This window comes from Labrenzia sp. 5N (genome assembly GCF_012395805.1).
GTDB classification, from domain to species: domain Bacteria; phylum Pseudomonadota; class Alphaproteobacteria; order Rhizobiales; family Stappiaceae; genus Roseibium; species Roseibium algicola.
Window position 1 is genome coordinate 40,934 of the sequence record NZ_JAAZTM010000010.1, and the last position, 22,701, is coordinate 63,634.

Here is a 22,701-nt window from a genome sequence, read left to right on the forward strand (position 1 = left end):
CTCCATCAATAAAACGGTCCGTCGGCCCCGTCCTCGGGTGCGCTCAAGACCGGTTGGTTTCCTGAAAGACCACTGCTAATCTTGGCCGAGCATGATCGAGTCCGCGCAGAAACCCTGACGCCTTAGCCGGTGCAACGGCACGGGGCGTCTTTACGGGTTCCGGCGGATGAGAGGATCTACCTGCCGCTTCGGTTAGTGGGTATTTCAGGACGATCTTGCCGACGCGCGGGGTTGCTCACCGCACTCCGCGCGTTTCTCGTCCGGATCAACGGGACTGATAGTGTTTGAGTGTCCGTTGATCCTGAAGTCCGATTTTCCTCCTCTTCCTCCCATGTGTCCGTGCGGTCTTTGCCGCCTGTCTGCCATCGTGCCCTGTTGTGGCGGATGGCATCAGTGGATCTTCTTTTCCTGCCCTTCCGCCGAGGCGCTGTCCCTCGGTGCCGGGGTGTGTGTTTGCGAATGCATGTCTTCGCCTGCTTCGAGATCGCGCACCGAGGCACGGACGATCAAGCTCGCGTTCAGCACTGTCGGTGTAACGAGTGCCTTGCTGTCACCCTCGATTCGCTGCAGCAGCCGGCGCCAGGCGGTTTCCGCGATTTTGTCGACCGGCTGTCGGATGGCCGTCAGTCCGGTGTTGCGGGCGGACATCCAGGCATAGTCGTCAAACGCGACGACAGACGCGCGGCTCGGGATGTCGATCCGGTGTTCGGCGAGGGCCGACAACACGCTGAGTGTCGTGACGTTGGTAAGCGCGATGATTGCTTCCGGCAGGGGATTGCGTTCCATCCAGTCCAGGAGCGTCCTGGTGCCTGCGGTGATATCGGAACCCAGATTGAGAATGGTCGGCCGTTTGCTGGTTTGCGCCTCGATGATGGCGGCAGCCCCTTCCGTTCTTTCCAGAATCGGAGGGTGATCCAGGTCGGAAACGCCGATTGCAATGTTCTGGTGGCCACGCTCCAGCAGATGCCTTGCGGCAATCTCGCCCGCCTCTCGGTTGTCGATGGTCACCGTATCGGCAATTGCCCCTTCTGCAGCAACACGGTCGACCAGAACCATCGGCAAGCTGGATCTTGCTTCCTTCAGTTCCGGCGGCATGGTGCTTGAGCAGGGCACGGCAATCAGCCCTTCCGGCCGCCATGCAAGCAACGCCTTCAGACGTGAGGATTCAACCGCGCGGTCGTTATGGGAGCTGGCGACGATCACGTCGTAACCTTCCGCTGATGCGGCGGTTTCCAGTCTGGAGACGATGGTGGCAAAAAAGGTGTCGGTGAGGTCGGGGACAATTACCGCGATGATACGGGTTCGGCCCGAGCGCAGCTGGGAAGCGGCCCGGTCGAGCTGGTAACCGAGTTCGCGCGCAGCCTTGTGCACGCTCTCCTTCAGCTCGTCGTTGACCGGTTTGCGCCCGGAAAAGACGTTCGATACCGTCGCGATCGACACGCCCGCAAGAGCGGCGACTTCCTTGATGGACGGTTTTTTCCGGGACATCTGCCAGCGCCTCCCAACGCTGTTAAACGTTTTACAGTTAAACGTTTAACAGTGCGGTTTGAGGTTGGCAAGCGGAAAAATGGGAAAGGTAGGCTCAGCGGGTTTCGGAAAGGCGTTGCATCCCCCTCTGCGCGCCCTGGGAGGCATGGGCGCGGAGGGGGCTTGGCAAAAGGCGAAAGCGCGGTGTTAGCGCTTCCAACCCTCGGTTTTCATCAGGACCGCGGCTTCCGGGGTCTGGAGGAAGTCCAGAAAAGCCTTGGCTTGCGGGTTGGCGTCGGGGGAGAGCACGACGTTGACATCGCGCCAGATACGGCGGTTTTCGTCCAGTTCGACAAGGCTCAGAACGTCCGGGTTGTTGATAGGCCAGTTCGGCCAGGTGATCCAGGCATCGGCCTCAAGGTCCTTGAAGGCCCGGAAACTGGCACCGGAGCCTTTTTCAAACGCGACGATGTTCGATCTGAACGCCGACACGTCACCGAGATTTCCGGTCCTTCCGGCGATGTCTTCCCAGACACCTGTGCCGGATGTGTTGGCGACACCGGCACCCTCGGTCACGACGATCTTGATCCCGTCCTTGAGCAGGTCTTCAAAGCCCTCGATCTTTTTCGGATTGTCTGCGCGCACGGCGATGATGGCGGGCCGGATGTAGATCGGCTGAACCTGCGAAGAGGCAAAATTGCCATAGGTTTCCAGAAACGCCGTCATCGATTGTTCGGATGTGCCCCAGAGGATATCGGCATCCGCCTGGGCTTTTGCGGACCAGGTGGTTTCCGGGCCGGCCGTGATTTCGACCTTGTTGCCGGTTTTTTCTTCAAAGGCCTTTGCAACTTTCTGGAACGCCGTGTGTGGGCCGCCCGCACCATAAAGCCTGACAACTCCGTCGGCGGGGCGGTGTTTGATGGATGGATCGGCGAGTGTGCTTTCCTGGGCGAGTGCAGGGCCGGCGCAAACCAGGAGCGCGAGAGCACAAAGGGAGGTTTTCATATCGGAATTCCTGAATTCTGTTGGCTTGTGACGCATGCGCGCCGAAGGCGGCCTTGCGCCGCCCCCGCACCTGACTACGCTGGCCGGCTGCCTGGTCTTCCCAAGAGCGGGGTCACGAAAGCGCGAGGTCTCTTTCAGAATGATCTGGCGACTTTCAGTTCGATTGTTGCGCCGGGTCGAGCTGGGTCTGGATCAGGTGAGCAAGGTTCAAAAGCTGTGAGCGCGGCATGTCGCCTGTCACCGCGTAGGTGAACCCGGTGTCGCTCCAGAAAAACGCCTGTTCAGTGCCGGATTCCGCGAACTGGAATTTCGGTTCACCGTCGACCCCACGGCGCAGATAGACGGTCACCCGGTTGCCGTCCGCATCGTCATACATGAGCTGTGCTGCCGGATCCGCCCCGCTGGGCAGCAGGCGACCGCCCATCAGCGTCAGTCCGGCAACCCGCAGATCGGGAATGCGGAACGGATGGTTCAGCCGATTGCCGAGCCAGGTTGCCAGATGCCTCTGGTCGCTGGCTGCCACCTCGACCGGATGAGCAACCTCAACGGTGAATGTTCGGTGAGCCGTCAGGGCATCGGTCAGGAAGGGCTGATGCGCTGGCAGGCTTACATCCGGTTTCAGGGACCAGCCGGCAAAGACGCCAACCAGCAGCGCCGCAGCGATGGAGGCGGCCATGCCGGCGCGCGGCAGCCATCTGTCCCCTGGAGATGCGGTCAGGCCGGGAGGTTCTGCAGTGACGCGGGAATAGGCTGTCTTCAGGTTTGCCGAGATCCGGCGGTCAGCCTCAACCCGGGCGGCAGCTTCCGGATTGTCCCGAAGATAGGTTTCGACCTCGCGTCGGCGGTCCGCAGGCAGCTCGTCGTCGACGTATCGAACGAGGTCTTCCTCCCGGATGGGAGGCACCGTCTGGGAATTCATGTCACGCTCCTTAGATGGGGACGCTCGGAGGCGCGGGGGTCTTCTCTCAGTCTGGCACGGGCGCGGCTGATGCGCGACATGATGGTTCCTTCGGCAACGTTCAGGATTGCGGCGGCTTCTGCATAGGTAAAGCCTTCCACGCCGACCAGGAACAGTGCTTCGCGCTGGTCTTCGGGCAAGGCCAGCATGCGGTTCAACAGATGCTTGAGCTCGGCGCTGTCCTGCTGCGAGGCGGGCGCCTGAAGCTGGTTTTCCAGATCGTCCAGGTCGATATGGTTCGAATGGCGCCTCAAGCGCCGCCAGCGGCTGACGTGAAGATTGCGCATCATACGGAAGAGCCACGGCCGCAGTGGTACAGACGACCGGCGAAGGCTCCATTTGCGCAAGGCCCGTTCCAGGCAGTCCTGCACAAGGTCTTCCGCTTCCGCCTGGTCGCAGGTCAGCGTTACCGCGTATCGATGCAGCGCCGGCGTCTCCCTGAGCAGGTTTTGGGTATTGTCGGGCAAGAGCTCTTCCTCGTGGACACTACTGACACCAACGCCTGTGCTGCGCGAATTATTCCGTCGCCGGCAAAAAAGAAATTTCGGCTCCTTCGGGAAGGAAAACACCACCACCTGCGTGGACAGCACCGGATGCGGCCGATCGCATCTGGAACAGTGAACGAATGGAGATCTGAAATGAAGCCGATCAGTCAAATTGCCGCTACTGCCTTTGCAGGTACGGTTCTGTTTGCATCCGCAGCCCTGGCAGGGCCGGGTGAAGACCTGGCACGTACCCATTTCAACAACATCGCAACCGGCAAGGTCGATGCCCTCAAGGCGTCCTATTCCGACAAGGCCGTGCTGGAATGGGTCGGTGGCCCGCTGGATGGTGTCTATACTGGTGCTGCAGACATAGGCACGGTCTGGACCAAGTTCACAGGCGCGCAGGGCAAGCTGAAGGTCGATGTCTCGAATGTTCAGGAAAACGCAAATCCAGCTGGCGTGACGGTGACTGCCAATGTGCGCTTTTCCGGCAAGAACACGATCCCGGTCCGCTACGTCCTGACCTATCGGAGCGGCAAACTGGCAAGCGAAGTCTGGCAGATCGACCCCAAGCTCGCGAAGTAAGCCGGCATTTCCCTGCCTGCTGTTCCCGCCTGCATGGCAGGGGAAACCGGCGCTCAAGCATCCTGCGTTTGCAAGAACGCAGGATGTCTTTTTGCGCAGGGCACGGCCTAGGTTCTCGAAAAATTCGGCCCAGGTACAAACTCTCCTCTCACCACGGTGACAGGAGGCCTGTGGTTGATAGGCGTTCTCTTGTTTTGGAAGATCGAAAGGACGCCCCATGAACAGAACTCCCGTCAATCCCTGGCCCTGGTCGCTCAGGCTTGGCTACAATCAGGCCGAAATTGTTGAAGGCATGGGCAGGCAGCTGATCTGCGCCGGACAGACCGCTGTCGACGGGGAAGGAAATCCTCAGCATGCCGCGGATATGCGCGGTCAGATCGAGCTTTCGCTGAACAACCTGGAAGCCGTACTGGCCGAAGCGCGGATGACCCTGGCCAATGTCATTCAGGTCAAGGTCTACACAACGGATGTAGACGAGGCCCTGAAGAATTTCGACGTCCTGGGAGCGCGGTTCGGCCGTCTTGACGCTGCGCCGCCAATGACACTACTTGGCGTGAGCCGGCTTGCGCTTCCTCCTCTCATGTTCGAGATCGAAGCGATCGCTGCCGACTGAGGCCCGACACCTGAAAGCAGTCTCGAAGCGGCTGCATCCGGATTTCTGGAGCGTGAGGAAACGGAATGCGACGCGCGGAAAGACTGTTTCGGATCATCAACGAGATGCGGACCCGCGACGTTATCCGGGGCGCAGAACTTGCCGAACGGTTCGAAGTCAGCCTCAGCACGATTTATCGGGACATCGCCCACCTTCAGGCGTCCGGCCTTCCCATCGAAGGGGAGGCCGGCATCGGCTATCTGCTGCGTCCGGGCTTCGATCTGCCCAACATGACGTTTACCCATGATCAGGTCGATGCGCTGGCGATCGGCCTTTCCTTTGTGGAGCGCACGGGCGACCCGGCGCTGGCATCGGCGGCACATGAAGTGCGTGCCATGATCCAGGCCGGCATGCCGGATCCCGATAAACGCAAGCTGGCCGACGCACCGTATTTCAGCCTGCAGATCAAGAACAGCGCCCCACCGACCGTCAGTCTGATCCGCGAGGCCATCCGGATGCAGCTCGTTGTCGATATTTGTTACGAGGATGCCGATGGAAAACCCACGGAGCGCAGCGTCCGCCCGCTTGTCATCTGGAACATGACAGACGGGTGGATGTTCAGTGCGTGGTGCGAAATGCGGCAGGCCTTCCGCACCTTCCGTTTCGACCGTGTCGTAAAACTGAGTGTCACAAGCACGGTTTTCGAGGACGACGAAACAAGAGGACTGCGTGCTTTCCTGGCAACCGAGCCTTGCGAGGAAGAGGGATAGCCGGAGCCTCCTACAGGTCCAGCGACCACCGGTCACCGGACCTGCCCTTTCAGGTTCAGGCAGCCTGGCGGTTCATCTCTTCCTCTGCCCAGGAACCGTCCGGCTGGTAGCGCGCGGCCATACGTCCGTTCCGAAGCGTGAACAGATGCAGCCAGCCATTTTCGAAAAGGTTCCGAACATCCGGGTGAGCATCCAGAATGGCAGATATTGCCTCTTCGGGGGCTTCGATCAGAACCGATAACCGGAGAGGGGTATGCATCCCTTTCTCGCCATCATGCAGTGCCTGTGCAGGTAGGCCGGGCCGCAGGCGCCCGCCGTTCCCTTCCACAACGCCTATGCCGCCAACCACATTGTGGATGAGTTTGTTGCCGCCACCGAAGACATCCGGCGCGACTGAAGAGCCATAGTATTGAAGGCTGATCCAGCTCGCCACGACCACCGGGGCGGTGAGGATGAGTTCAAGCGTCTTGAAGTCCTCGTCCGTTTGCCAGTCGTAGCTGTGAAGGAAGGCCCGGCCTTCCAGATTGGCCTTCGATGTCAGATGCCTGGGGGCTGCGATGAACGCGGCGCAGTCTGCAAGTCCCCACTCCGGCCTGATTTCGGCCCAGTTGAATGCTCTGGCCGCAATGGAGGCAGCATTCGTGCCCGGCAAGCGCAAGGCGCGCTCGGCCCGTGCCTCGGCTCCCGCCCGTTTCAACCATTTTTGCAGAAGGTCGAATTCATCCACCGGGCCGGATTGGTCCTTGTCGAACAGGGTGATCTCGTCCGTTGTCGTGTCGTGGAGCGCCGCGACAAACCGGGTGTCGTCAGGAAGGTCGATACCGTGAGCAGCAAGGCCGGAGCGGGTTTCGGCATCGTTCAGCAAGCTTGCAAGCAACCGCGCTGAAACCTCACCTGAATGACCACCGCATGCGCCGCAATGATAAGCGCTTTCATGCGGATTGTTTTTCACATTGGCTCCGTGGCCAACAAGCAGAACCACCTGCGCATGATTGTTCGTGAGGCTCATGGCCTTGAGGACTGCAGCAGCGGTCGCTGATTTCGTCTCGGCATCAAGCGCCGGGTCGAGCCTGGGGGCGGCACTCGTCGAGACCTTTCTTGTGGGGCGGCCGAGGGAATCCTTCACCAGCTTGGTTACATACAGAGGGCCGGCAGCTTCCACATAGGCGAAGGACGAGACAGCGGCCTGGCGGAACCTGTCCAGTGCCCGTATGGCCCGCGCACCGATGCGTGCCGTCTTTTCCTCATTGGAAGAACCGTGGCAAGTTGAGGTCATGGACGGTTTCAGCAAGACCGGCAGGTGATTTTCTTCAACATCGGAGCCGTGGTCTCTGTGAGCAGCGGGAAGACCGAAGAAACCCGCAAACCCGAGTGTTTCGATCGATGGGCTCTGGTTTTCCAGCGCCCGCCGGAAGACTTCCGAGCGCACGTCGATGCAGAACGCCGCCTGAAGGGCTGGGCGCTCGCCGGTGTATTTTGTCGGCGCCTTCAACTGTTGGTCGAGCGACCGCTGGTATGCCCGCTCTGCCGCGTCCTGCAAAATGGCATCGATAACCTGGTCCCGATCCGGAACAAGAGGTGCGGCATGAAGTTGAAGCGTGGCCTGCCACTGCTCGGCGACAGCCGGGAAGCGGTTGAAAAGCGCCTCTTCCCAGATCAACCGGACGGCCAGCAGGTCGCCGAGCGTGCCGTCCGTCGTGCCGTCCTGTTCTGCACGCCACAGCAGCCAGCGTGCATGTTGCGCCCAGCCTCCCAGGTCCATCAGCAGCCGGTGAAACAGGGTTTCGGCAGCCGGAACGCTGATGCCCAGCCGGTCAGTTACCCGCAGGATTGCCTGTTCGGAAGTGTCCGGAGACGTGGTTACATGGGAGCAGAAGCCCGTCAGTCCGGCAATTTCGGGTGTCAGGTCACGGCTCGCCCAGGACCGCCAGGCAGCATAAGCGCCCTCACCCGGGGCTGGAGACCAAAGCGCCTGGCCGCGGTCGAAGTAACCGGCGGCCCACAGCCCAACGGTTTTTTCGATAACCGACGGCCAGTCGATGCCGGATGCAGAAGCCGCGAGTTCGGCAATGGTTGGTATGGCTGCCGGTGCCGGTCCATCCATTTGGGCGAATGCCTTGAGCTGCGCGACATCCGCCGGCTTGTTGCCGGCGTTGCTTGCCTCAAGGGCGGCCGTCAGGTCTTCATCCAAGATGCGGCCACAGGCGATCTCGGCGCCGTAGCTGCTTCTGGGCCGGGTCAGGCTGATGCCGCTCGTTCTGGCAAGGCGCGCAGATGCTTCCGCGAGGCCTTCTCCAACCTGGCCGAGGAACGGATTGACGGCAACGGTTGCATCCAGCGGAAAGGCGGGCGGGATGGCCCGTATGGCTGACGTGCCTGCCTCGAGGATGCCCGAAACCCGTAGTGAGCTGAATTGGGTGTGCTTGATAAACATCTGAAGTGCCTCGTCTTACTTGGAGTTCGCAACCCGGTATCCGCCGATGAAGCGGTCGAGGAGGGCGTTGAGGTAAAGGCCGTTGGCGATGTGAACGCGCAAGCCGGCGGTCGACGGGTGGTGTGACCAGAGCGGGAAAAGCGTCTGCGCAACGGCGACGATGCCGAAGGAAAGCACCGCCAGGACGATCAGCGCCCATTCGAGGGGGCCGGCGACAGGTGCCTGCGGTAGAGCTGCACCCCACAGAAGGTTGGCAACCTGCTGGAAGCCGAAATAGGCAAAGGCAACGATGACTGCGGCCAGCGAGGTGCGATACGTCAGTTCAGCGGGGGCCGCATCTGCAAGACCTTGCGCCACCAGATAGGCCACACCGAAGATGAGCATTGCTCCGATGGCAAGCGCCTGAGGGGTTTTCGGGCCTGCGATCATCGAGAAGGCGAAGGAGACTATCGCGTAGAGAAACAAGGCGATCGCGAAGGACCGGAGCACGTTGGCAACGCTGGGGATTGCGATCGGGCCGGGGCGCCGCAGCTTGGCCACGGCCAGAACCGCTCCACCCGAGGACAGGAAGGCATGGGCCTTGTAGAGGGAGTGTGCGACCACATGGAGCAGCGCGAGTGGCCAAAGACCGAGACCACACTGCAACAGCATGAAACCCATCTGGGAAATCGTTGACCAGGCAAGGGCTGTCTTCACCGCGCTTTGGGTCAGCATGACCACTGCCCCGAAGAGAGCGGTCAGGCCACCAAGAGCCACGAGCGTGCCCATGGCGCCAGGACTGGCCTGAACCAGATCTGCCGTCCTGATCAGAAGAAACCCGCCGGCGTTGATGATGCCTGCATGAAGCAGGGCGGAAACCGGGGTCGGCGCCTCCATGACTTCCGTCAGCCAGCCGTGCAGGGGGAAGGCGGCCGTTTTCAGCACGGCTGCCAGCACTAGGAACACCACAGCCAGATGTTCGGCGAAGGAGAGATCAGGCCCGACAGTTTCAGAAAGCTGTCCAAGCTGTGCGGTGCCGGTGCTTGCCATGAACAGCCCCGCGGCCAGCAGCAGCGAGATGTCACCTGCATGCCAGACAAGCGCGAATTTGGTGGCGGCTCGTTGGGCGGCGGCGCGCTGCGGGTAAAACAGCAGAAGCCTGCGCAGGCAGAGGCCGATCCCGGCAAAGCCGAGGACAAGCAGGAACAGGCTGCCCGACTGGACGACCACCAGTACGGCCGCAAGTGCCGTGAGCATCAAGCCGTGGAAGGCCCCTTCTCGCGCTTCACCGTCGAGGTAGGTCCGGGAGTAACGCATCACCACCCAGCCGATGAAGGCGACCAAAAGGGTCATCGTCACGCTGATGGGGTCGAGCCGCACAACAAGCGTAAATGGACCTTCGAACAAGGTTGCTTCCGTTGCTCCCAAGACCAGAAGCTGCACCAGACCGGCAAGGGCAAGCACAAGGGCGATAAACGCACTTGCTTCCGAAGCCTTGGGATAGAGCCCTGGGCGGCGGCTCGGACACATTGTTGAAACGGCCGCTGAAGCCAGCAACAGCAACGGCGCAAGAAGGGGCAGGGGAAACAGGTACGGCATGGGAACCTCACGGACGCTGAAAGACGCCGTGGATATACCGCCTCGTTTTCTTGCAAAAAATTACATATTATAATCGAAATCGTTCTATAATTTGGAAGTATTCTCGTGCTGAACCTTCATCATCTGCGGCTTTTCCGGGCAGTTGCGCGGGATGGAACACTGACGGGAGCTGCCAGGGTGCTGAACCTGTCGCAGTCGGCACTTTCCTCGCAGATCAAGACGCTGGAAGCCTCCCTAGGACACGATCTGTTTGAGCGACGCGGACGTGGGCTAGTGCTGACGGAGGCCGGACGGATCGCCCTTGATCACGCGGAAGCGATCTTTCGGACCGCGGAGGACCTGACGGCGACTCTGCGCAACGCGGGCACCGAGCGCAAGGCTTTGCGGGTGGGAGCGCTCGCAACGCTTTCGCGAAATTTCCAGATAGGCTTTCTGGAACCCCTGATCGGACGATCGGACGTCGAAGTGGTTCTGCGCTCCGGGGCGCAGGCAGACCTTCTGAGGGCCCTGGAAGCACTGGCGATCGACGTGGTCCTGACAAACCTTGTGCCAGCCCGCGATGCCTCCAGTCCCTATCTCGTACATGGACTTTCCGAACAGCCGGTCAGCCTGATCGGACCCGCAACCGCAGCCGATCTGGCGGGGCTGCCCTTGCCGGAGCTTCTGTCTTCGCAGCCGCTGATCCTGCCGACGCCGGAATCGGCCTTGAGGGCATCTTTCGACGCGATGGTCGAGCAACTGGGTGTCGTCACCAAAGTTGCCGCGGAAGCCGACGACATGGCGATGATCCGCCTGCTTGCGCGTGCGCACGCAGGGCTTGCCGTCATCCCGCCGATCGTCGTGAGAGACGAGCTTGCTTCGGGACGCCTTATCGAGCTGGGCAGGCTGGAGGGGCTCAAGGAGGAGTTCTTCGCCGTCACGCTGCACCGGCGCTTCCCGAACCCGCTGGTCGCCGACTTGCTTCAGGCTTTCAAAAACAAGACGGACTGAGCAAGGGTTTCAAGCCTTTGCCCAGTCCGAAACGTGGTGCCGAGGTCGCGTCAGTACGCAACCGACAAATGCGGGCCGGTGTTCTTGTCGACCACTTCCGGCTTGTCGGTTTCCACCTTGCCGGTCCAGCCGCCGCCAAGCGCCTTTTGCAGGGCGATGTAATAGGTGGTCAGGCGGACACGGCTCTGGATGAGCGTGTCTTCGGCGGAGTAGGTCGAGCGTTCAGCATCGAGGGCATCGAGGAAGCTGGCGGCGCCGGTCTGGTAGAGCGATCTGGAAAGCTCGGCGGCCGACTTGTAGCTTTCCGCCGAACGCCGCTGACTGGCGACACGCTTGCGTTCCTGGGTGAAGCCGACAAGAGCGTTCTCGACATCTTCCAGTGCCGTCAGCACCGATGCCTGGTAGGCGAGGAAATACTGGTCGCGCTGGGCTTCGGCAATCTCGACGCCTGCCGCCAGCTTGCCTGCATTGAAGATCGGCACGGACAGCGACGGGCCGAAGGCCCAGCTGATCGAGGAATTCTTGCCGAGATCGCCAATGTCGGCTGCGGCGGTGCCGATGGAACCTGTCAGGCTGACGGAGGGATAACGCGCTGCCGTTGCCTGACCGATTTTCGCGGTTGCCTCGGCAAGCTGGCGTTCAGCCAGGCGAACGTCCGGACGGGTCAGCAGGATGCTTGCCGGAATCCCGACAGGGATCGGGAGTTTCGGTGTCGGAATACGGCTGCTTGCCAGCAACCGGTCGGTAAGGGCGGTCGGCTGTTGACCGGTCAAAACGCTCAGCCGGTGCATGGAGGCGGCAAGAGCTGTCTTCAGGGCCGGAATATTGGCCTCTGTCGATGCCGCCTGACCTTCCGCGTTGGCAACGTCGAGACCGGAGGAAGAACCGGCCTGGAACCGCTTGCGAATGAGATCGGCCGAGGACTGCTGCGATTTCGCGGTGTCCTGCGCCAGTTTCAGCCGCTGCTGAAAGCCGCGCGCTTCGACATAGTTGGTGGCAAGGTCACCAATCAGGGTCAGCAAGCTTGCCCGCAGCTCTTCCTCGGCAGCATCAAGACCGTATTTGGCTGCTTCCTTTGCTCGGCGGTTGGCACCGAAGATGTCGATCTCCCAGGCGGCATCGAAACCACCGTTCCAGAGCGTGCCGACGCTGTCGGACCCGCTCGATTTGGAGCGGGTCACGCCGGCCGCACCGTCAAGGCTCGGAAAGAGCGACGAGGAGGCCTGTTTGTAACTGGCCCGGGCTTCACGCACCTTGGCCTTGGCGGTGCGGACATCCAGGTTGTTCTGAACCGCGAGCGAGATCAGGCTGTTGAGCTGGGCATCGCCCAGCTGCGTCCACCAGTTGGCAAGTTGCGGCACGGAGGCAGGCGTTTCGCCTGTCGTGTTGCGCCACTTGCCGGGCACGGAGACATCCGGGCGCTGGTAGTCGGGGCCGACGGAACAGGCACCCAGCAGGGTTGCCGCCATCAGGCCCGCACCCAGCCGCAACCAGGTCTTGCGGCGTTGAGAGGGGACGGCGCAGGCAGAGCCGGTCTCAGGTTTGAAAAGGGTCATCGAAACTCTCTCAATGGGCTTTGCTGCCTGAAGTGTCGGGGGCTGCTTCGTTGGTCTGCTTGCGACTGAAGATGCGCCGCACGGTGACGAACAGAAGCGGCACGAAGAAGATGCCGAGCACGGTGGAGGCGATCATGCCGCCCATGACGCCGATGCCGATGGAGTTCTGCGCACCCGAACCTGCCCCGGTGGCAATCGCCAGTGGCGTCACACCCAGGATGAAGGCGAAGGACGTCATCAGGATCGGCCGAAGCCGCTGGCGAGCGGCGTCCAGTGTCGCCTGCAGCAGGTCCTTGCCCTGGCGTTGTTGTTCGATGGCGAACTCCACGATCAGGATGGCATTTTTCGCCGCCAGGCCGATGGTCGTCAGCAGGCCGACCTTGAAGTAGACGTCGTTGGTTTGCCCGAAAATCAGGGCCGCCGCCAGGGCGCCGAAGACGCCGATCGGGACCGACAGCATCACCGCAAAGGGGATCGACCAGCTTTCATAAAGGGCGGCAAGGCACAGGAACACGATCAGGATCGATATCGCATAAAGCGATGCGGCCTGATCGCCCGAAAGCCGTTCCTGATAGGAAAGGCCAGTCCATTCATGAACGAAGCCTGCCGGAAGCTGGGCCACGAGCGCATCGATTTCCGCCATCGCGTCACCCGAGCTGATGCCGGGAGCCGCCTGGCCCTGCAGTTCCACAGCCGACGCGCCGTTGAAGCGCTCTAGCCGCGGGGAACCATAGGTCCAGCGCGATGAGGCGAAAGCGCTGAAGGGCACCATGTCGCCATTGGAATTGCGCACGTGCCACAGATCCAGATCGGATGGCTGCATGCGGAACGGGGCATCGGCCTGCACATAGACCGGCTTGATGCGGCCACGGTCCATGAAGTCGTTGACGTAGTCGGACCCCCAGGCAATCGACAGGGTGTCGTTGATGTCCGGGATGCCGAGGTCGAGCAGGCGCGCTTTCTGCGTGTCGATGTCGACCTTGAACTGCGGCTGGTCTTCCTGGCCGTTGGGCCGTGTCGCCGCCAGTTTGCCGGATTGTGCCGCCATGCCCAGCAACTGGTTGCGGACTTCCATCAGCCGGTCATGACCGGCGCCATTGATGTCCTGCAGATAGAACGAAAAGCCGTTGGTATTGCCCATGCCCTGAATGGCAGGCGGGGCAAGGGCGAACACACGGGCGTCCTTGAACTGCGAGAAGGCTCCCATGGCACGGCCTGCAACTGCCTGGGCGGCAAGCCGCGGGTCTTCGCGCTCGGTGAAGTCCTTCATGCGAATGAAGGCGAGGCCGACATTCTGTCCCTGGCCGCCGAAACCGAAGCCGGCGACGGTGAAGACGCTGTCGACCGCATCCGGCTCGTTCTCCATGAAGTGGGTGCGTACCTTGTCGAGCACGGTCAGTGTCCGGCCCTGGGTCGCGCCAACGGGCAGGTTGACCATGGCAATCAGAATGCCCTGGTCTTCCTGCGGCAGGAAGGAGCTTGGCAGGCGATTGAACATCCAGCCCATGGCAACGCCGATTGCGATGAACAGCACAAGGAAGCGCTTGCCGCGCTTCAGGATGCCGCCATTTGCCGCCCTGTAGCCGTTTGCGCTTGCGTCGAAACCCCTGTTGAACCAGGCGAAGGGACCACGCTTGTGGCCGTGGTCACCCTGCTTCAGCATGGTGGCGCACAGCGCTGGCGTCAGGATGAGCGCAACGAATACCGACAGCACCATGGCCGAAACGATGGTGATCGAGAACTGGCGGTAAATGATCCCGACGGAGCCGCCGAAAAACGCCATCGGCACGAAGACGGCGGACAGCACCACCGCAATGCCGATCAGGGCGCCGGTGATCTCGTTCATGGATTTGCGGGTCGCCTCGCGTGGCGGCAAACCTTCCTCCGCCATCACGCGTTCGACGTTTTCCACCACGACGATGGCGTCATCCACCAATAGCCCGATGGCGAGCACCATGGCGAACATCGTTAGCGTGTTGATCGAATAGCCGAACAACGCAAGCACCCCAAAGGTGCCGAGCAGAACCACGGGCACGGCAAGTGTCGGAATGATGGTTGCGCGCAGGTTCTGCAGGAAGAGATACATCACCAGGAACACCAGCACGACTGCTTCCAGCAGTGTGTGGACCACCTTCTCGATGGAGAGCTTCACGAAGGGGGTGGTGTCATAGGGATAGACCACATCGACCCTGGCAGGCAGCGTGGAGGAGAGCCGGTCGATGGTGTCGCGTACCCGCTGGGCGGTGTCGATGGCGTTTGCACCGGTCGCAAGCGAGACCGCAAGGCCGGACGCCGGCATGCCGTTGTAGAAGGCAGAGGTGCTGTAGCTTTCGTTGGCAACTTCCACCCGGGCGACATCGTTGAGGCGAACGACAGAGCCGTCTTCGGAGCTCTTCAGAATGATGTCGCGGAACTGCTGTGCAGTCTGCAGGCGGCTGGAGGCGGTGATGGTCGCGTTGAGCTGCTGACCCTCGGCCTGCGGCAGACCGCCAAGCTGGCCGGCGGAAACCTGGGTGTTCTGGGCCTGGATTGCGGAACTGACATCGCTCGGCATCAGGTTGTATTTCAGCAGTTTCGTCGGGTCGAGCCAGATGCGCATGGCATAGCCGGAGCCGAACAGCCGGGTTTCACCGACGCCCTCGACGCGTTTCAGCGTGTCGTTGAGCGTGTTGTCGACATAGTCGGCGATGTCGGTGGAAGTCAGGCGTCCGTCCGTCGAAACGAAGCCGAGCACCATCAGGAAGCCGGAAGTCGACTTGGTGACGGTGATGCCCGTGTTCTGGACGATCTGCGGCAGCTGGCTGGAGACGAGTTGCAGCTTGTTCTGCACCTGCATCTGGGCAACGTCCGGATCCGCCTTGGAGGAGAACGTCAGTGAAATCTGGGCTGAACCGGAGTTCGAAGACGTCGCGGTCATGTAGTCCAGGTAATCGATCCCGGACATGCCCTGTTCGATCACCTTGGTAATCGAGTTTTCGACCGTCGCCGCATCGGCGCCCGGATAATTGGCGCTGATGTTGACGGTGGTCGGTGCAATTTGCGGATATTGCGAAACGGAAAGCGTCGTGATGGCCAGTGCGCCTGCCAGCATCGTGACAATGGCAATGACCCAGGCAAAGATCGGCCTGTCGATGAAGAAAGCTGACATCAGTCGGAAGTCTCACTTGTGTTCGACACCGCCTCACCGCGGCTTTCCACCTCCCCCGTTGCTTCGTCAATGGTCACCAGAGTGCCTGTTGCCTCCTGGCCGGCCCGCACGAACAGCGAGCCTTCAACGATGACCCGGTCTCCCTCCGAGATGCCTTCGTTGACCAGCCAGTTGTTGCCGATGTCGCCTTCGACCCTCAGGACGCGCTCTTCCACCTTGCCGTCCTGGTCGAGGAACAATGCCGTCGGTTCGCCCCTGGCGTTGCGAGATACGGCGCGCTGCGGCACGAGGAACGAGTTCTGTGCAATGCCCTCCTCGACGATCGCCTGGACGTACATGCCCGGCAGGAGCAAACGATCGGGGTTCGGGAATTCGGCGCGCAGCGTGTAGGTGCCGGTTGTCGGGTCAACGTGGGCTTCCGAAAATTCCAGCTTGCCGGTTTCGGAGTATTCCTCTCCGGTTTCCAGCAGCAGGCGCACCTGCACGTTGTCACCGGACAACTTGATCCGGCCTTCCCGCACGGCCTTTCGCAGCTTCAGCAGGTTGGTGCTCGACTGGGTGACGTCGACATTGATCGGGTCAAGCTGACGGATGATGGTCAGCGGGGCCGACTGGCTGGCGGTCACCAATGCGCCGACGTTCAGCGTCGAGGCTTCGATGCGGCCCGAAATCGGTGCCTTGATGACGGTGTTGTCGAGATTGATCCTCGCAGTCTGCACGCTGGCCTTTGCGGAGGCGATGTCCGCCTTTGCCTGGGCGAGCGCCGCCTTGGCGTCGTCCAGCTCCTGCTTGGCGACGGCGTTCTGCGTAATCAGTTCCTCGTAGCGCTCAACCTTGGTCTGGGCGCTTGGCAGGGCAGCTTCCGCTTTCTGGAGAGCAGCCTGGGCACTGTCGTGTGCTGCCTTGTAGAGATCGTCCTCGATCCGGTAGAGCACGTCACCGGCGGTGACCTCCGTGCCTTCCTTGAACAGGCGTTCCTTGATGATGCCGCCGACCTCGGGCCGGACTTCCGCATCGAGGGACGCTGCGATCCTGCCCGAAAGCTTGGCCGTGATCGCGACCGACTCGGGCTCAAGTTCGACAACGCCGACTTCCGGTTTGGGTGCGGCCCCTCGCATCTGCTGGGCCTGAGCAATGCCGGACCCCAGGCTGGTGGAAATCAGGAAAGCGATGAGAAAAGCACGGAACGGCTTCTTCGTAGAGCACAGGTACGCAGTGCTCGAACCGAGAGGGGTACACGTCATTTCCGGGAGGAACCTCTTTGGAAGCGAATGCTGTGGAGTATTAGAAAACTCTCGGGTACCATTATTCTCTTCAAGGTTCCCTCGTCAATCGATTTTCGGTATCAGTTCGTAACGGGGAGGAGACATAATGAGCTCTTCAAGAACAAAAATTGTGCAAACGGGTTCCTGTCCAGGCGGACTGGATGACTGTAACGAGCAGCGGCAACGCGGGCGACAGAAGGTCCACGACGAGGCGACGCTGAAGGCGCGCGTTGTCGAGGTCGCCTTCGGCACGTTCCAGAAGCATTCCTACAACGGCACGACCATGGCACTGGTCGCCAAGAATGCCGGGATTTCCAAGCGGACGCTTTACGAGCTGTTTCCTTCGAAAATCGAGCTCTTCGCTGAACTCGCGATACGCCACCGTGCCAATCTTCTTGATGTTCCGGCGGGCCGAAAGGCCGAAACCCTTGAAGAAGCCCTGAGGGCGGTCTTCAAGGTTGACCAGAGCGATGAAAAACACAATCAGCAGGCTGCCGAAATGCGTCTGTTCTATGTGGAGGCGGTCGCGAACGAAGAGCTGGGCATGCTTTTGAGGAAACACTGCGGCAGCGAACTGCATGATGTGGTGACTGCCTGGGTGGAGGACGAGGTCGCAAAAGGCCGGATCGTGGTCCAGTCTTCGCGCGACACGGCAAAGTATCTTCTGGATGTCCTCATTGCGGCTCGGCTGTTCCGCCCGAAGACACCCGACATGATCACGGGCCTGTCGGATATTCGCACCTACCTCAATCACACGATCCAGCTCATCCTGAACGGCCTGCTGCCACGCTGACCGTTCAGGAGGGATGCATCAGGATGCCTTGGCCTTGCGAAGAGGGGCGGGATCGGCTCTTTGCAGCCAGTGGCCGAGATCCAGCGTCGACCGCTGACCAAGTTCTGCACGGTTCTTTTCAAGAAACTCATCGGCAGCAGTGCGGCCTTCCTCGCGCAGTTCCTCCAGGAACGGCCAGGTGGAGTTGAGTTTGGATTGACCGCTGCGGCCATTCATGCCGGCACCTGCAATCCGGTGGATTCGCAGGTTGGCGACCGGATTGGAAGCCGGGCTGGCGGCACGATTGGCGTTGAGGCCTGTCAGGCTCGGCAGGAAACCTTGCCGGGGCGACTGTGTGCCAGCGCCAGCTTGATGTTGCAATTCCGCCAGCAACCGCAGTTCCTTGATCAAAGGCGCATTGAAGGAGATCTCCTTTTCGCGCGCGGCGATCTGCTGGGCATCCTGCGGCAGGGCAGCTCGTTCGGTGGGGCTCGTCTGGACCAGCAACAGATCCGCATCACCCGGCTCCAGAACCAGAGGCATCAGGCTGGGGTTGCCGGTATAGCCGCCGTCCCAGTAATGCTCGCCGTCGATTTCGACCGCGTGAAAGAGGGACGGGAGACAGGCGGATGCCAGAAGCACATCGGTACTGACGGCGCCGTTGGAAAAGATGCGGGCTTCACCCGAACCGACATGGGTCGCAGTCACATGCAGCGGTATGGCCGAGCGGGCAATGGCGTCGATGTCGATCGTTTCGTCTATGATTTCCCGTAAAGGGTTGAAGCCTGCCGGGTTGAGATCGTAGGGCGACAGGAAGTTCATTCCCGCGCCGAAGAGAAACGGCAGGCTTTCGAAATCTATTCCCAATCCACCGAGCACAGCTCTCGATGTCGTCATGTTGAAGGGGGTAAACCGGCTTCGTTTGGAAACCGTTTTCCAGAAGCCCTCCAGTGACGTTCGCGCTTCTTCGCGCCCGCCTTTCATAAGGCCGGTCAGCAGAGCCGCCGCATTCATCGCGCCGGCGGATGTGCCCGAAAGGGCGTTGATCTCGAGTGTCTCTTCCTCCAGGAGACGGTCCAATACGCCCCAGGTGAAGGCGCCATGGGCACCGCCACCCTGGAGCGCCAGGTTCACACGTGTCCTGCGCGCTCCTTTGGCGCTATGTGAAACAGTATGTTTCAAGGTCCGGGTTCCTTTCCACGAAGTAGTGTCCAGCCCCGAAACGTTTCCTCGTGATATTTTTTGCTTGAGTTTCGTGCCCGGCCGCTGGTGAGCGGATTTCGGCGGTAAACCATTTTACGGCCTGCCGGTGCATCGGAAGACTAAGATATGCTGCAATGCAGCATCTTTCAATGCGTGCACGCGTTGCGACAGGCTTTTACGCTGAGAAACGGCAGCCTTCCGCGGGAAAAATACTGCTGCGATGCGATGTTTCGAAGTCTGCGCGACAAAAGGGAGACTTGCGCAAGTTCCTGATTCCATGTCTGAATTCAGATACCTTCCCGGAATGCGCGGGCAGGTGATGTCGTTTTGGCTGAAACTTTGTGCAGACGATCGGGAGGATGCAGCGCAATGAGCGTGAAACTGACTTTTCTCGGAGGCGTCGGCACTGTTACAGGTTCGAAATATCTGCTGGAGAAAGACGGCACGCGTGTGCTGGTCGATTGCGGCCTGTTCCAGGGTTACAAGCAATTGCGGCTCAAGAACTGGGCGCCTTTGCCTGTCGATCCGAAAACGATCGACGCGGTCATCCTGACACACGCCCATCTGGATCACTCCGGCTATCTGCCTCTCCTGGTTCGCAACGGCTTCAAGGGGCCGGTTGTCTGCACAAGGGCGACGCGGGATCTGTGCGCGATCCTCCTGCCGGACAGTGGGTTCTTGCAGGAAAAGGACGCGGAATTCGCCAACCGTCACGGGTTCTCGAAGCACCGTCCGGCCCTGCCGCTCTACACGAAAAAGGATGCGGAAGTGTCGCTGGACCGGTTTCGGCCAGTGGACTTCGATGACGTGCATGAAATGCTGGGCGCTTTCAGCGTTACCTTCCGCAAGGCCGGGCATATTCTGGGGGCGGCGATTGTGGAGCTGACCTGGGGTGGCACAAGGATCGTCTTTTCCGGAGACCTCGGGCGCTACGGTGATGCGACGATGTTCGATCCGTCGCCGATCCGCGAGGCGGATTACCTGCTGGTCGAATCCACCTATGGCAATCGCCGGCACGAAAACCTTGATGCCGAGGACGTCCTGGCCGAAACCATTACCAAGACCGCACGGCGCGGTGGCACCGTTGTCATCCCCTCCTTTGCGGTCGGCCGGGCGCAATCACTGCTGTTCCATATACAGAGCCTGAAGGAAGTCGGCCGAATTCCCGACCTGCCGATCTTTCTCGACAGTCCCATGGCCGTCAGCGCCTCCAACATCTATGGCAAGCACCCGGACGACCACCGGTTGACGGCGGAAGAATGCGACTGGTCCAACGGGGCGGCGCATTATGTGGCCGATGTGGAGGAATCCAAGGATCTCGATCGCAATCGCATGCCCAAGGTCATCGTTTCGGCCAGCGGCATGGCGACCGGCGGCCGGGTGCTGCATCACCTGAAACACTATGCGCCCGACCATCGCAACATGATCCTGTTCGCCGGGTTTCAGGCGGGGGGAACGAGAGGCGCGGCGATCACGTCCGGTGCGGCAAGTGTCCGGATCCATGGCTCCGACGTGCCGATCCGGGCTGAGGTCGGCAACCTGCACATGCTGTCAGCGCATGCGGATGCGGATGAAATCATGCGGTGGCTGGGAAACTTCGAGCGGCCGCCAAAGATGACCTACATCACGCATGGCGAACCGGATGCCGCCGACGCCCTGCGCTACAGGATCGAGAGCGAGCTGGATTGGCCGTGCTGGCTGCCGGACTACCGGGAAGACGTTGAACTGGAATAACGATCGCCAAGCGCTCCTTCTCCCGGCTTCCGTACAGCAGAAATGAATGCCGGTATCGAAACCTGCAAGGCACTGGAAATAATTGTTTCTGCTATTTGCCGTTGCGTCAGAATTGTCGCAGTGTTTAAGGTAGGGGCCAAGGTGTGTAGGGAGTACTGGCTGTGTGGCGTTCTGTTCTCATGTCTTCGATCATGGCGGTCGCCGCCGTCACGTCTGCCAGGGCCGATGCCGTTGTGATCGGCGTGCCCGCCTGGCCCTCGGCTCAGGTCACCGCCTACATCATCGATGATATTCTCAAAGAGCGCCTCGGTGTAGAGACGGAACTGCGTGATCGAGGCACCCTGACGATTCTCTCCGATATCGGCCGGGGCGAGGTCCAGGTACATCCGGAAGTCTGGTTCCCCAACCTGTCTGCAATGGCAGGGCGGTTGAGCGAGGAAAAGCATGTTCTGTCGCTCAGCCCAAAGAGCGTCGCTGCGACGCAGAATATCTGCGCGACACGCGCAACGGTTGAACAAACCGGCATCAAGGCGGTCGCCGACCTCGTGAAGCCCGAGATGGCCGCGCAATTCGACAGTGACGGCGATGGCAAGGGCGAGATCTGGATTGGCGCCCCGAGTTGGTCGTCAACGGAGATCGAAAAGATCAGGGCGCATTCCTACGGCTACGACCAGACAATGACGCTGCTGGAAATGCCGGAAGATGTCGCCATGGCCGCCGTTGATGCGGCCGTGTCCTTCGGCAAGCCCGTGGTCTTCTATTGCTACGGACCGCACCATGTTTTTGAACTTCATGACATCGTGAAGCTGGAAGAGCCAGCGTACGACCCGGCACGCTGGACAATCGTCACCCGTGCCCAGGACAACGACTGGCTGGAAAAGTCGCACGCCGACACCGCCTGGGACGCATCCAGTTTCAAGATTGCCTTTGCAACATCCCTTGAAAGCGGCATGCCCGAAGTGGCTTCGTTCCTGTCAGCCATGGAGCTGACACCGGCCGATGTGACCGGGATGAGCTATGCCGTCGTTGTCGAGGGCAAGCCGGCAGAAGATGTTGCAAGGGACTGGATTGCCGCGAATGCGGACAGGATCGGGGAGTGGACCAAATGATCAGGCTGCCGAGCGCATTTCGCACTGTCTTGAACTGGTTGCCGGCCATTGCGGTGTTGGCCTTTGCCGGCGTGGCGCTGGCGCAATCCTTCCAGACGCAGATCTACGATCCGACGACACGCAAATGGGTGGACTACACCCCGCGCGCAGCGGCGAAGTTCTATAACCGGCATGGCCAGTCGCCTGAGGAATTCCGGCGGCAGGTGGTTCCGTTCCGAACGGCTGAAAAGCCCGGTACCATCATCATCGATGGAGACAGGCACTTCCTTTACCTAGTTCAGCCCAACTTTCAGGCGATCCGATACGGGATTGGCGTGGGCCGCGACGGCTTCGGCTGGGCCGGCATCGTCAAGATCGGCCGCATGCAGGAATGGCCGACCTGGACACCGCCACCGGAAATGATTGCCCGTGATCCTGAATCTGCCCAGTGGGCGGGCGGCATGCCAGGCGGGCCCGACAATCCGCTCGGCGCCCGTGCGATGTATCTTTATATCGGCAACAAGGATTCCATCTACCGCATCCATGGCACCAACCAGCCCTGGACGATCGGTCTCAATATCTCATCGGGCTGTATTCGCCTGAACAATGAAGATGTCGCGGATCTCTACAGCCGCGTGGAAGTTGGCGCGAAGGTGATTGTGCTGATGCAGGGGGCTGCCCTTTACAAGGGCGTCTGAGACCTGTCGGTGAAGGGTGGGAGAAACTTGAAATGAAAATCAGGGTATCGAACAGGCTTGCTGCGGGACTGGCTGCCGGTCTTTGTCTTTCCGTCGTCGCGGGCTGCAACACCAGCTCCAACCAGACACCGACGGCCGGTGCCGTGCGTTCGTCCGGCGAAACCGCACCAACCGACCTGCAATTGCTTTGTGCCTCGAAGGCCGCCGAAGAGCTGCAGGTTACCGGCGGCAATGTTCTGCCCGTCAGCTCCATGCCTTCGGGCGAAAACGCCTATCAGGTCAACCTGACCTTCGATGGCGGGCAGGCGGTTTGCGTCATTGACGAAGCCGGCACCGTTCAGTCGATCAATCGCGTTTAAGGAAGAGCCGGGCG

At 60.8% G+C, this 22,701-nt stretch carries 19 protein-coding genes; 9 read left to right on the forward strand and 10 right to left on the reverse strand.

Annotated features, from left to right (window positions below; genetic code table 11):
- Nucleotides 1-390 precede the first annotated feature (390 nt).
- From HEP89_RS11005 to HEP89_RS11020, 4 genes are all read right to left on the reverse strand, one after another.
- Nucleotides 391-1,488, reverse strand: coding sequence for a LacI family DNA-binding transcriptional regulator (locus HEP89_RS11005; RefSeq protein WP_168692040.1), 1,098 nt, complete (start codon nt 1,486-1,488; stop codon nt 391-393).
- A gap of 186 nt (nt 1,489-1,674) precedes the next feature.
- Nucleotides 1,675-2,472, reverse strand: a complete 798-nt coding sequence (locus tag HEP89_RS11010; RefSeq protein ID WP_168692041.1) for an extracellular solute-binding protein — start codon at nt 2,470-2,472, stop codon at nt 1,675-1,677.
- A gap of 154 nt (nt 2,473-2,626) precedes the next feature.
- Nucleotides 2,627-3,391: an anti-sigma factor gene (locus tag HEP89_RS11015; protein ID WP_077291661.1), complete on the reverse strand. Its 765-nt coding sequence runs from the start codon at nt 3,389-3,391 to the stop codon at nt 2,627-2,629.
- Entirely contained in the window at nt 3,388-3,897 is a 510-nt protein-coding gene (locus HEP89_RS11020) for a sigma-70 family RNA polymerase sigma factor (protein WP_197923201.1), read from the reverse strand. The genes HEP89_RS11015 and HEP89_RS11020 overlap by 4 nt, the downstream gene beginning before the upstream one ends.
- 171 nt (nt 3,898-4,068) lie before the next feature.
- Between HEP89_RS11020 and HEP89_RS11025 the strand changes: the two genes are divergently transcribed.
- The 3 genes from HEP89_RS11025 (at nt 4,069) to HEP89_RS11035 (ending at nt 5,862) form a co-directional block, all read left to right on the forward strand.
- The gene (locus HEP89_RS11025; RefSeq protein ID WP_077291662.1) at nt 4,069-4,500 is read left to right on the forward strand and encodes a nuclear transport factor 2 family protein; all 432 of its coding nucleotides are present in this window, start codon (nt 4,069-4,071) and stop codon (nt 4,498-4,500) included.
- A 217-nt stretch (nt 4,501-4,717) separates the two neighbouring features.
- A complete protein-coding gene (locus HEP89_RS11030; protein ID WP_077291663.1) occupies nt 4,718-5,113 on the forward strand; it encodes a RidA family protein in 396 nt (131 codons plus the stop codon).
- Nucleotides 5,114-5,178: 65 nt separating this feature from the next.
- Nucleotides 5,179-5,862, forward strand: coding sequence for a YafY family protein (locus HEP89_RS11035; RefSeq protein ID WP_055661546.1), 684 nt, complete (start codon nt 5,179-5,181; stop codon nt 5,860-5,862).
- 55 nt (nt 5,863-5,917) lie between these two features.
- On the opposite strand, the gene HEP89_RS11040 is transcribed toward HEP89_RS11035, so the two are convergent.
- Together HEP89_RS11040 and HEP89_RS11045 are read right to left on the reverse strand one after the other, a co-directional pair.
- Nucleotides 5,918-8,296, reverse strand: coding sequence for a DUF2309 domain-containing protein (locus HEP89_RS11040; RefSeq protein ID WP_168692043.1), 2,379 nt, complete (start codon nt 8,294-8,296; stop codon nt 5,918-5,920).
- Nucleotides 8,297-8,311: 15 nt separating this feature from the next.
- On the reverse strand, nt 8,312-9,874 hold the full coding sequence (locus HEP89_RS11045; RefSeq protein WP_168692044.1) for a proton-conducting transporter membrane subunit: 1,563 nt from the start codon (nt 9,872-9,874) through the stop codon (nt 8,312-8,314).
- 99 nt (nt 9,875-9,973) lie between these two features.
- On the opposite strand from HEP89_RS11045, the gene HEP89_RS11050 reads away from it, so the two are divergent.
- Entirely contained in the window at nt 9,974-10,864 is an 891-nt protein-coding gene (locus HEP89_RS11050) for a LysR family transcriptional regulator (RefSeq protein WP_139314218.1), read from the forward strand.
- Nucleotides 10,865-10,914: 50 nt separating this feature from the next.
- Here HEP89_RS11050 and HEP89_RS11055 read toward each other — a convergent pair whose 3' ends face one another.
- From HEP89_RS11055 to HEP89_RS11065, 3 genes are read right to left on the reverse strand one after another with little or no spacing between them, the layout of a single operon-like run.
- On the reverse strand, nt 10,915-12,420 hold the full coding sequence (locus HEP89_RS11055) for an efflux transporter outer membrane subunit (protein WP_062486847.1): 1,506 nt from the start codon (nt 12,418-12,420) through the stop codon (nt 10,915-10,917).
- Between the two features lie 10 nt (nt 12,421-12,430).
- Entirely contained in the window at nt 12,431-15,568 is a 3,138-nt protein-coding gene (locus HEP89_RS11060; RefSeq protein WP_168692045.1) for an efflux RND transporter permease subunit, read from the reverse strand.
- The gene (locus HEP89_RS11065) at nt 15,568-16,686 is read right to left on the reverse strand and encodes an efflux RND transporter periplasmic adaptor subunit (RefSeq protein ID WP_205838739.1); all 1,119 of its coding nucleotides are present in this window, start codon (nt 16,684-16,686) and stop codon (nt 15,568-15,570) included. Before HEP89_RS11065 ends, HEP89_RS11060 begins: the two co-directional genes overlap by 1 nt.
- A gap of 253 nt (nt 16,687-16,939) precedes the next feature.
- Here HEP89_RS11065 and HEP89_RS11070 point away from each other — a divergent pair, with 253 nt between their 5' ends.
- On the forward strand, nt 16,940-17,626 hold the full coding sequence (locus HEP89_RS11070) for a TetR/AcrR family transcriptional regulator (protein ID WP_077291668.1): 687 nt from the start codon (nt 16,940-16,942) through the stop codon (nt 17,624-17,626).
- 18 nt (nt 17,627-17,644) lie between these two features.
- On the opposite strand, the gene HEP89_RS11075 is transcribed toward HEP89_RS11070, so the two are convergent.
- Nucleotides 17,645-18,787, reverse strand: coding sequence for a patatin-like phospholipase family protein (locus tag HEP89_RS11075; protein ID WP_077291669.1), 1,143 nt, complete (start codon nt 18,785-18,787; stop codon nt 17,645-17,647).
- Nucleotides 18,788-19,177: 390 nt separating this feature from the next.
- Between HEP89_RS11075 and HEP89_RS11080 the strand changes: the two genes are divergently transcribed.
- From HEP89_RS11080 to HEP89_RS11095, 4 genes are all read left to right on the forward strand, one after another.
- Complete coding sequence (locus tag HEP89_RS11080; protein ID WP_197923202.1) at nt 19,178-20,542, forward strand: MBL fold metallo-hydrolase; 1,365 nt, start codon at nt 19,178-19,180, stop codon at nt 20,540-20,542.
- 179 nt (nt 20,543-20,721) lie between these two features.
- Nucleotides 20,722-21,651: a glycine betaine ABC transporter substrate-binding protein gene (locus HEP89_RS11085; protein WP_062486853.1), complete on the forward strand. Its 930-nt coding sequence runs from the start codon at nt 20,722-20,724 to the stop codon at nt 21,649-21,651.
- Nucleotides 21,648-22,328, forward strand: a complete 681-nt coding sequence (locus HEP89_RS11090) for a L,D-transpeptidase (protein WP_168692046.1) — start codon at nt 21,648-21,650, stop codon at nt 22,326-22,328. The genes HEP89_RS11085 and HEP89_RS11090 overlap by 4 nt, the downstream gene beginning before the upstream one ends.
- Before the next feature lie 32 nt (nt 22,329-22,360).
- Entirely contained in the window at nt 22,361-22,687 is a 327-nt protein-coding gene (locus tag HEP89_RS11095; RefSeq protein ID WP_077291671.1) for a hypothetical protein, read from the forward strand.
- Nucleotides 22,688-22,701: the final 14 nt, after the last annotated feature.

Bases quoted from the DNA above. Each gene is read 5' to 3' on its own strand.
- HEP89_RS11005 (WP_168692040.1), bottom strand. From the start codon at position 1,488: ATGTCCCGGAAAAAACCGTCCATCAAGGAAGTCGCCGCTCTTGCGGGC.
- HEP89_RS11010 (WP_168692041.1), bottom strand. From the start codon at position 2,472: ATGAAAACCTCCCTTTGTGCTCTCGCGCTCCTGGTTTGCGCCGGCCCT.
- HEP89_RS11015 (WP_077291661.1), bottom strand. From the start codon at position 3,391: ATGAATTCCCAGACGGTGCCTCCCATCCGGGAGGAAGACCTCGTTCGA.
- HEP89_RS11025 (WP_077291662.1), top strand. From the start codon at position 4,069: ATGAAGCCGATCAGTCAAATTGCCGCTACTGCCTTTGCAGGTACGGTT.
- HEP89_RS11030 (WP_077291663.1), top strand. From the start codon at position 4,718: ATGAACAGAACTCCCGTCAATCCCTGGCCCTGGTCGCTCAGGCTTGGC.
- HEP89_RS11035 (WP_055661546.1), top strand. From the start codon at position 5,179: ATGCGACGCGCGGAAAGACTGTTTCGGATCATCAACGAGATGCGGACC.
- HEP89_RS11040 (WP_168692043.1), bottom strand. From the start codon at position 8,296: ATGTTTATCAAGCACACCCAATTCAGCTCACTACGGGTTTCGGGCATC.
- HEP89_RS11045 (WP_168692044.1), bottom strand. From the start codon at position 9,874: ATGCCGTACCTGTTTCCCCTGCCCCTTCTTGCGCCGTTGCTGTTGCTG.
- HEP89_RS11055 (WP_062486847.1), bottom strand. From the start codon at position 12,420: ATGACCCTTTTCAAACCTGAGACCGGCTCTGCCTGCGCCGTCCCCTCT.
- HEP89_RS11060 (WP_168692045.1), bottom strand. From the start codon at position 15,568: ATGTCAGCTTTCTTCATCGACAGGCCGATCTTTGCCTGGGTCATTGCC.
- HEP89_RS11065 (WP_205838739.1), bottom strand. From the start codon at position 16,686: ATGCGAGGGGCCGCACCCAAACCGGAAGTCGGCGTTGTCGAACTTGAG.
- HEP89_RS11070 (WP_077291668.1), top strand. From the start codon at position 16,940: ATGAGCTCTTCAAGAACAAAAATTGTGCAAACGGGTTCCTGTCCAGGC.
- HEP89_RS11080 (WP_197923202.1), top strand. From the start codon at position 19,178: ATGAGCGTGAAACTGACTTTTCTCGGAGGCGTCGGCACTGTTACAGGT.
- HEP89_RS11085 (WP_062486853.1), top strand. From the start codon at position 20,722: ATGTCTTCGATCATGGCGGTCGCCGCCGTCACGTCTGCCAGGGCCGAT.
- HEP89_RS11090 (WP_168692046.1), top strand. From the start codon at position 21,648: ATGATCAGGCTGCCGAGCGCATTTCGCACTGTCTTGAACTGGTTGCCG.
- HEP89_RS11095 (WP_077291671.1), top strand. From the start codon at position 22,361: ATGAAAATCAGGGTATCGAACAGGCTTGCTGCGGGACTGGCTGCCGGT.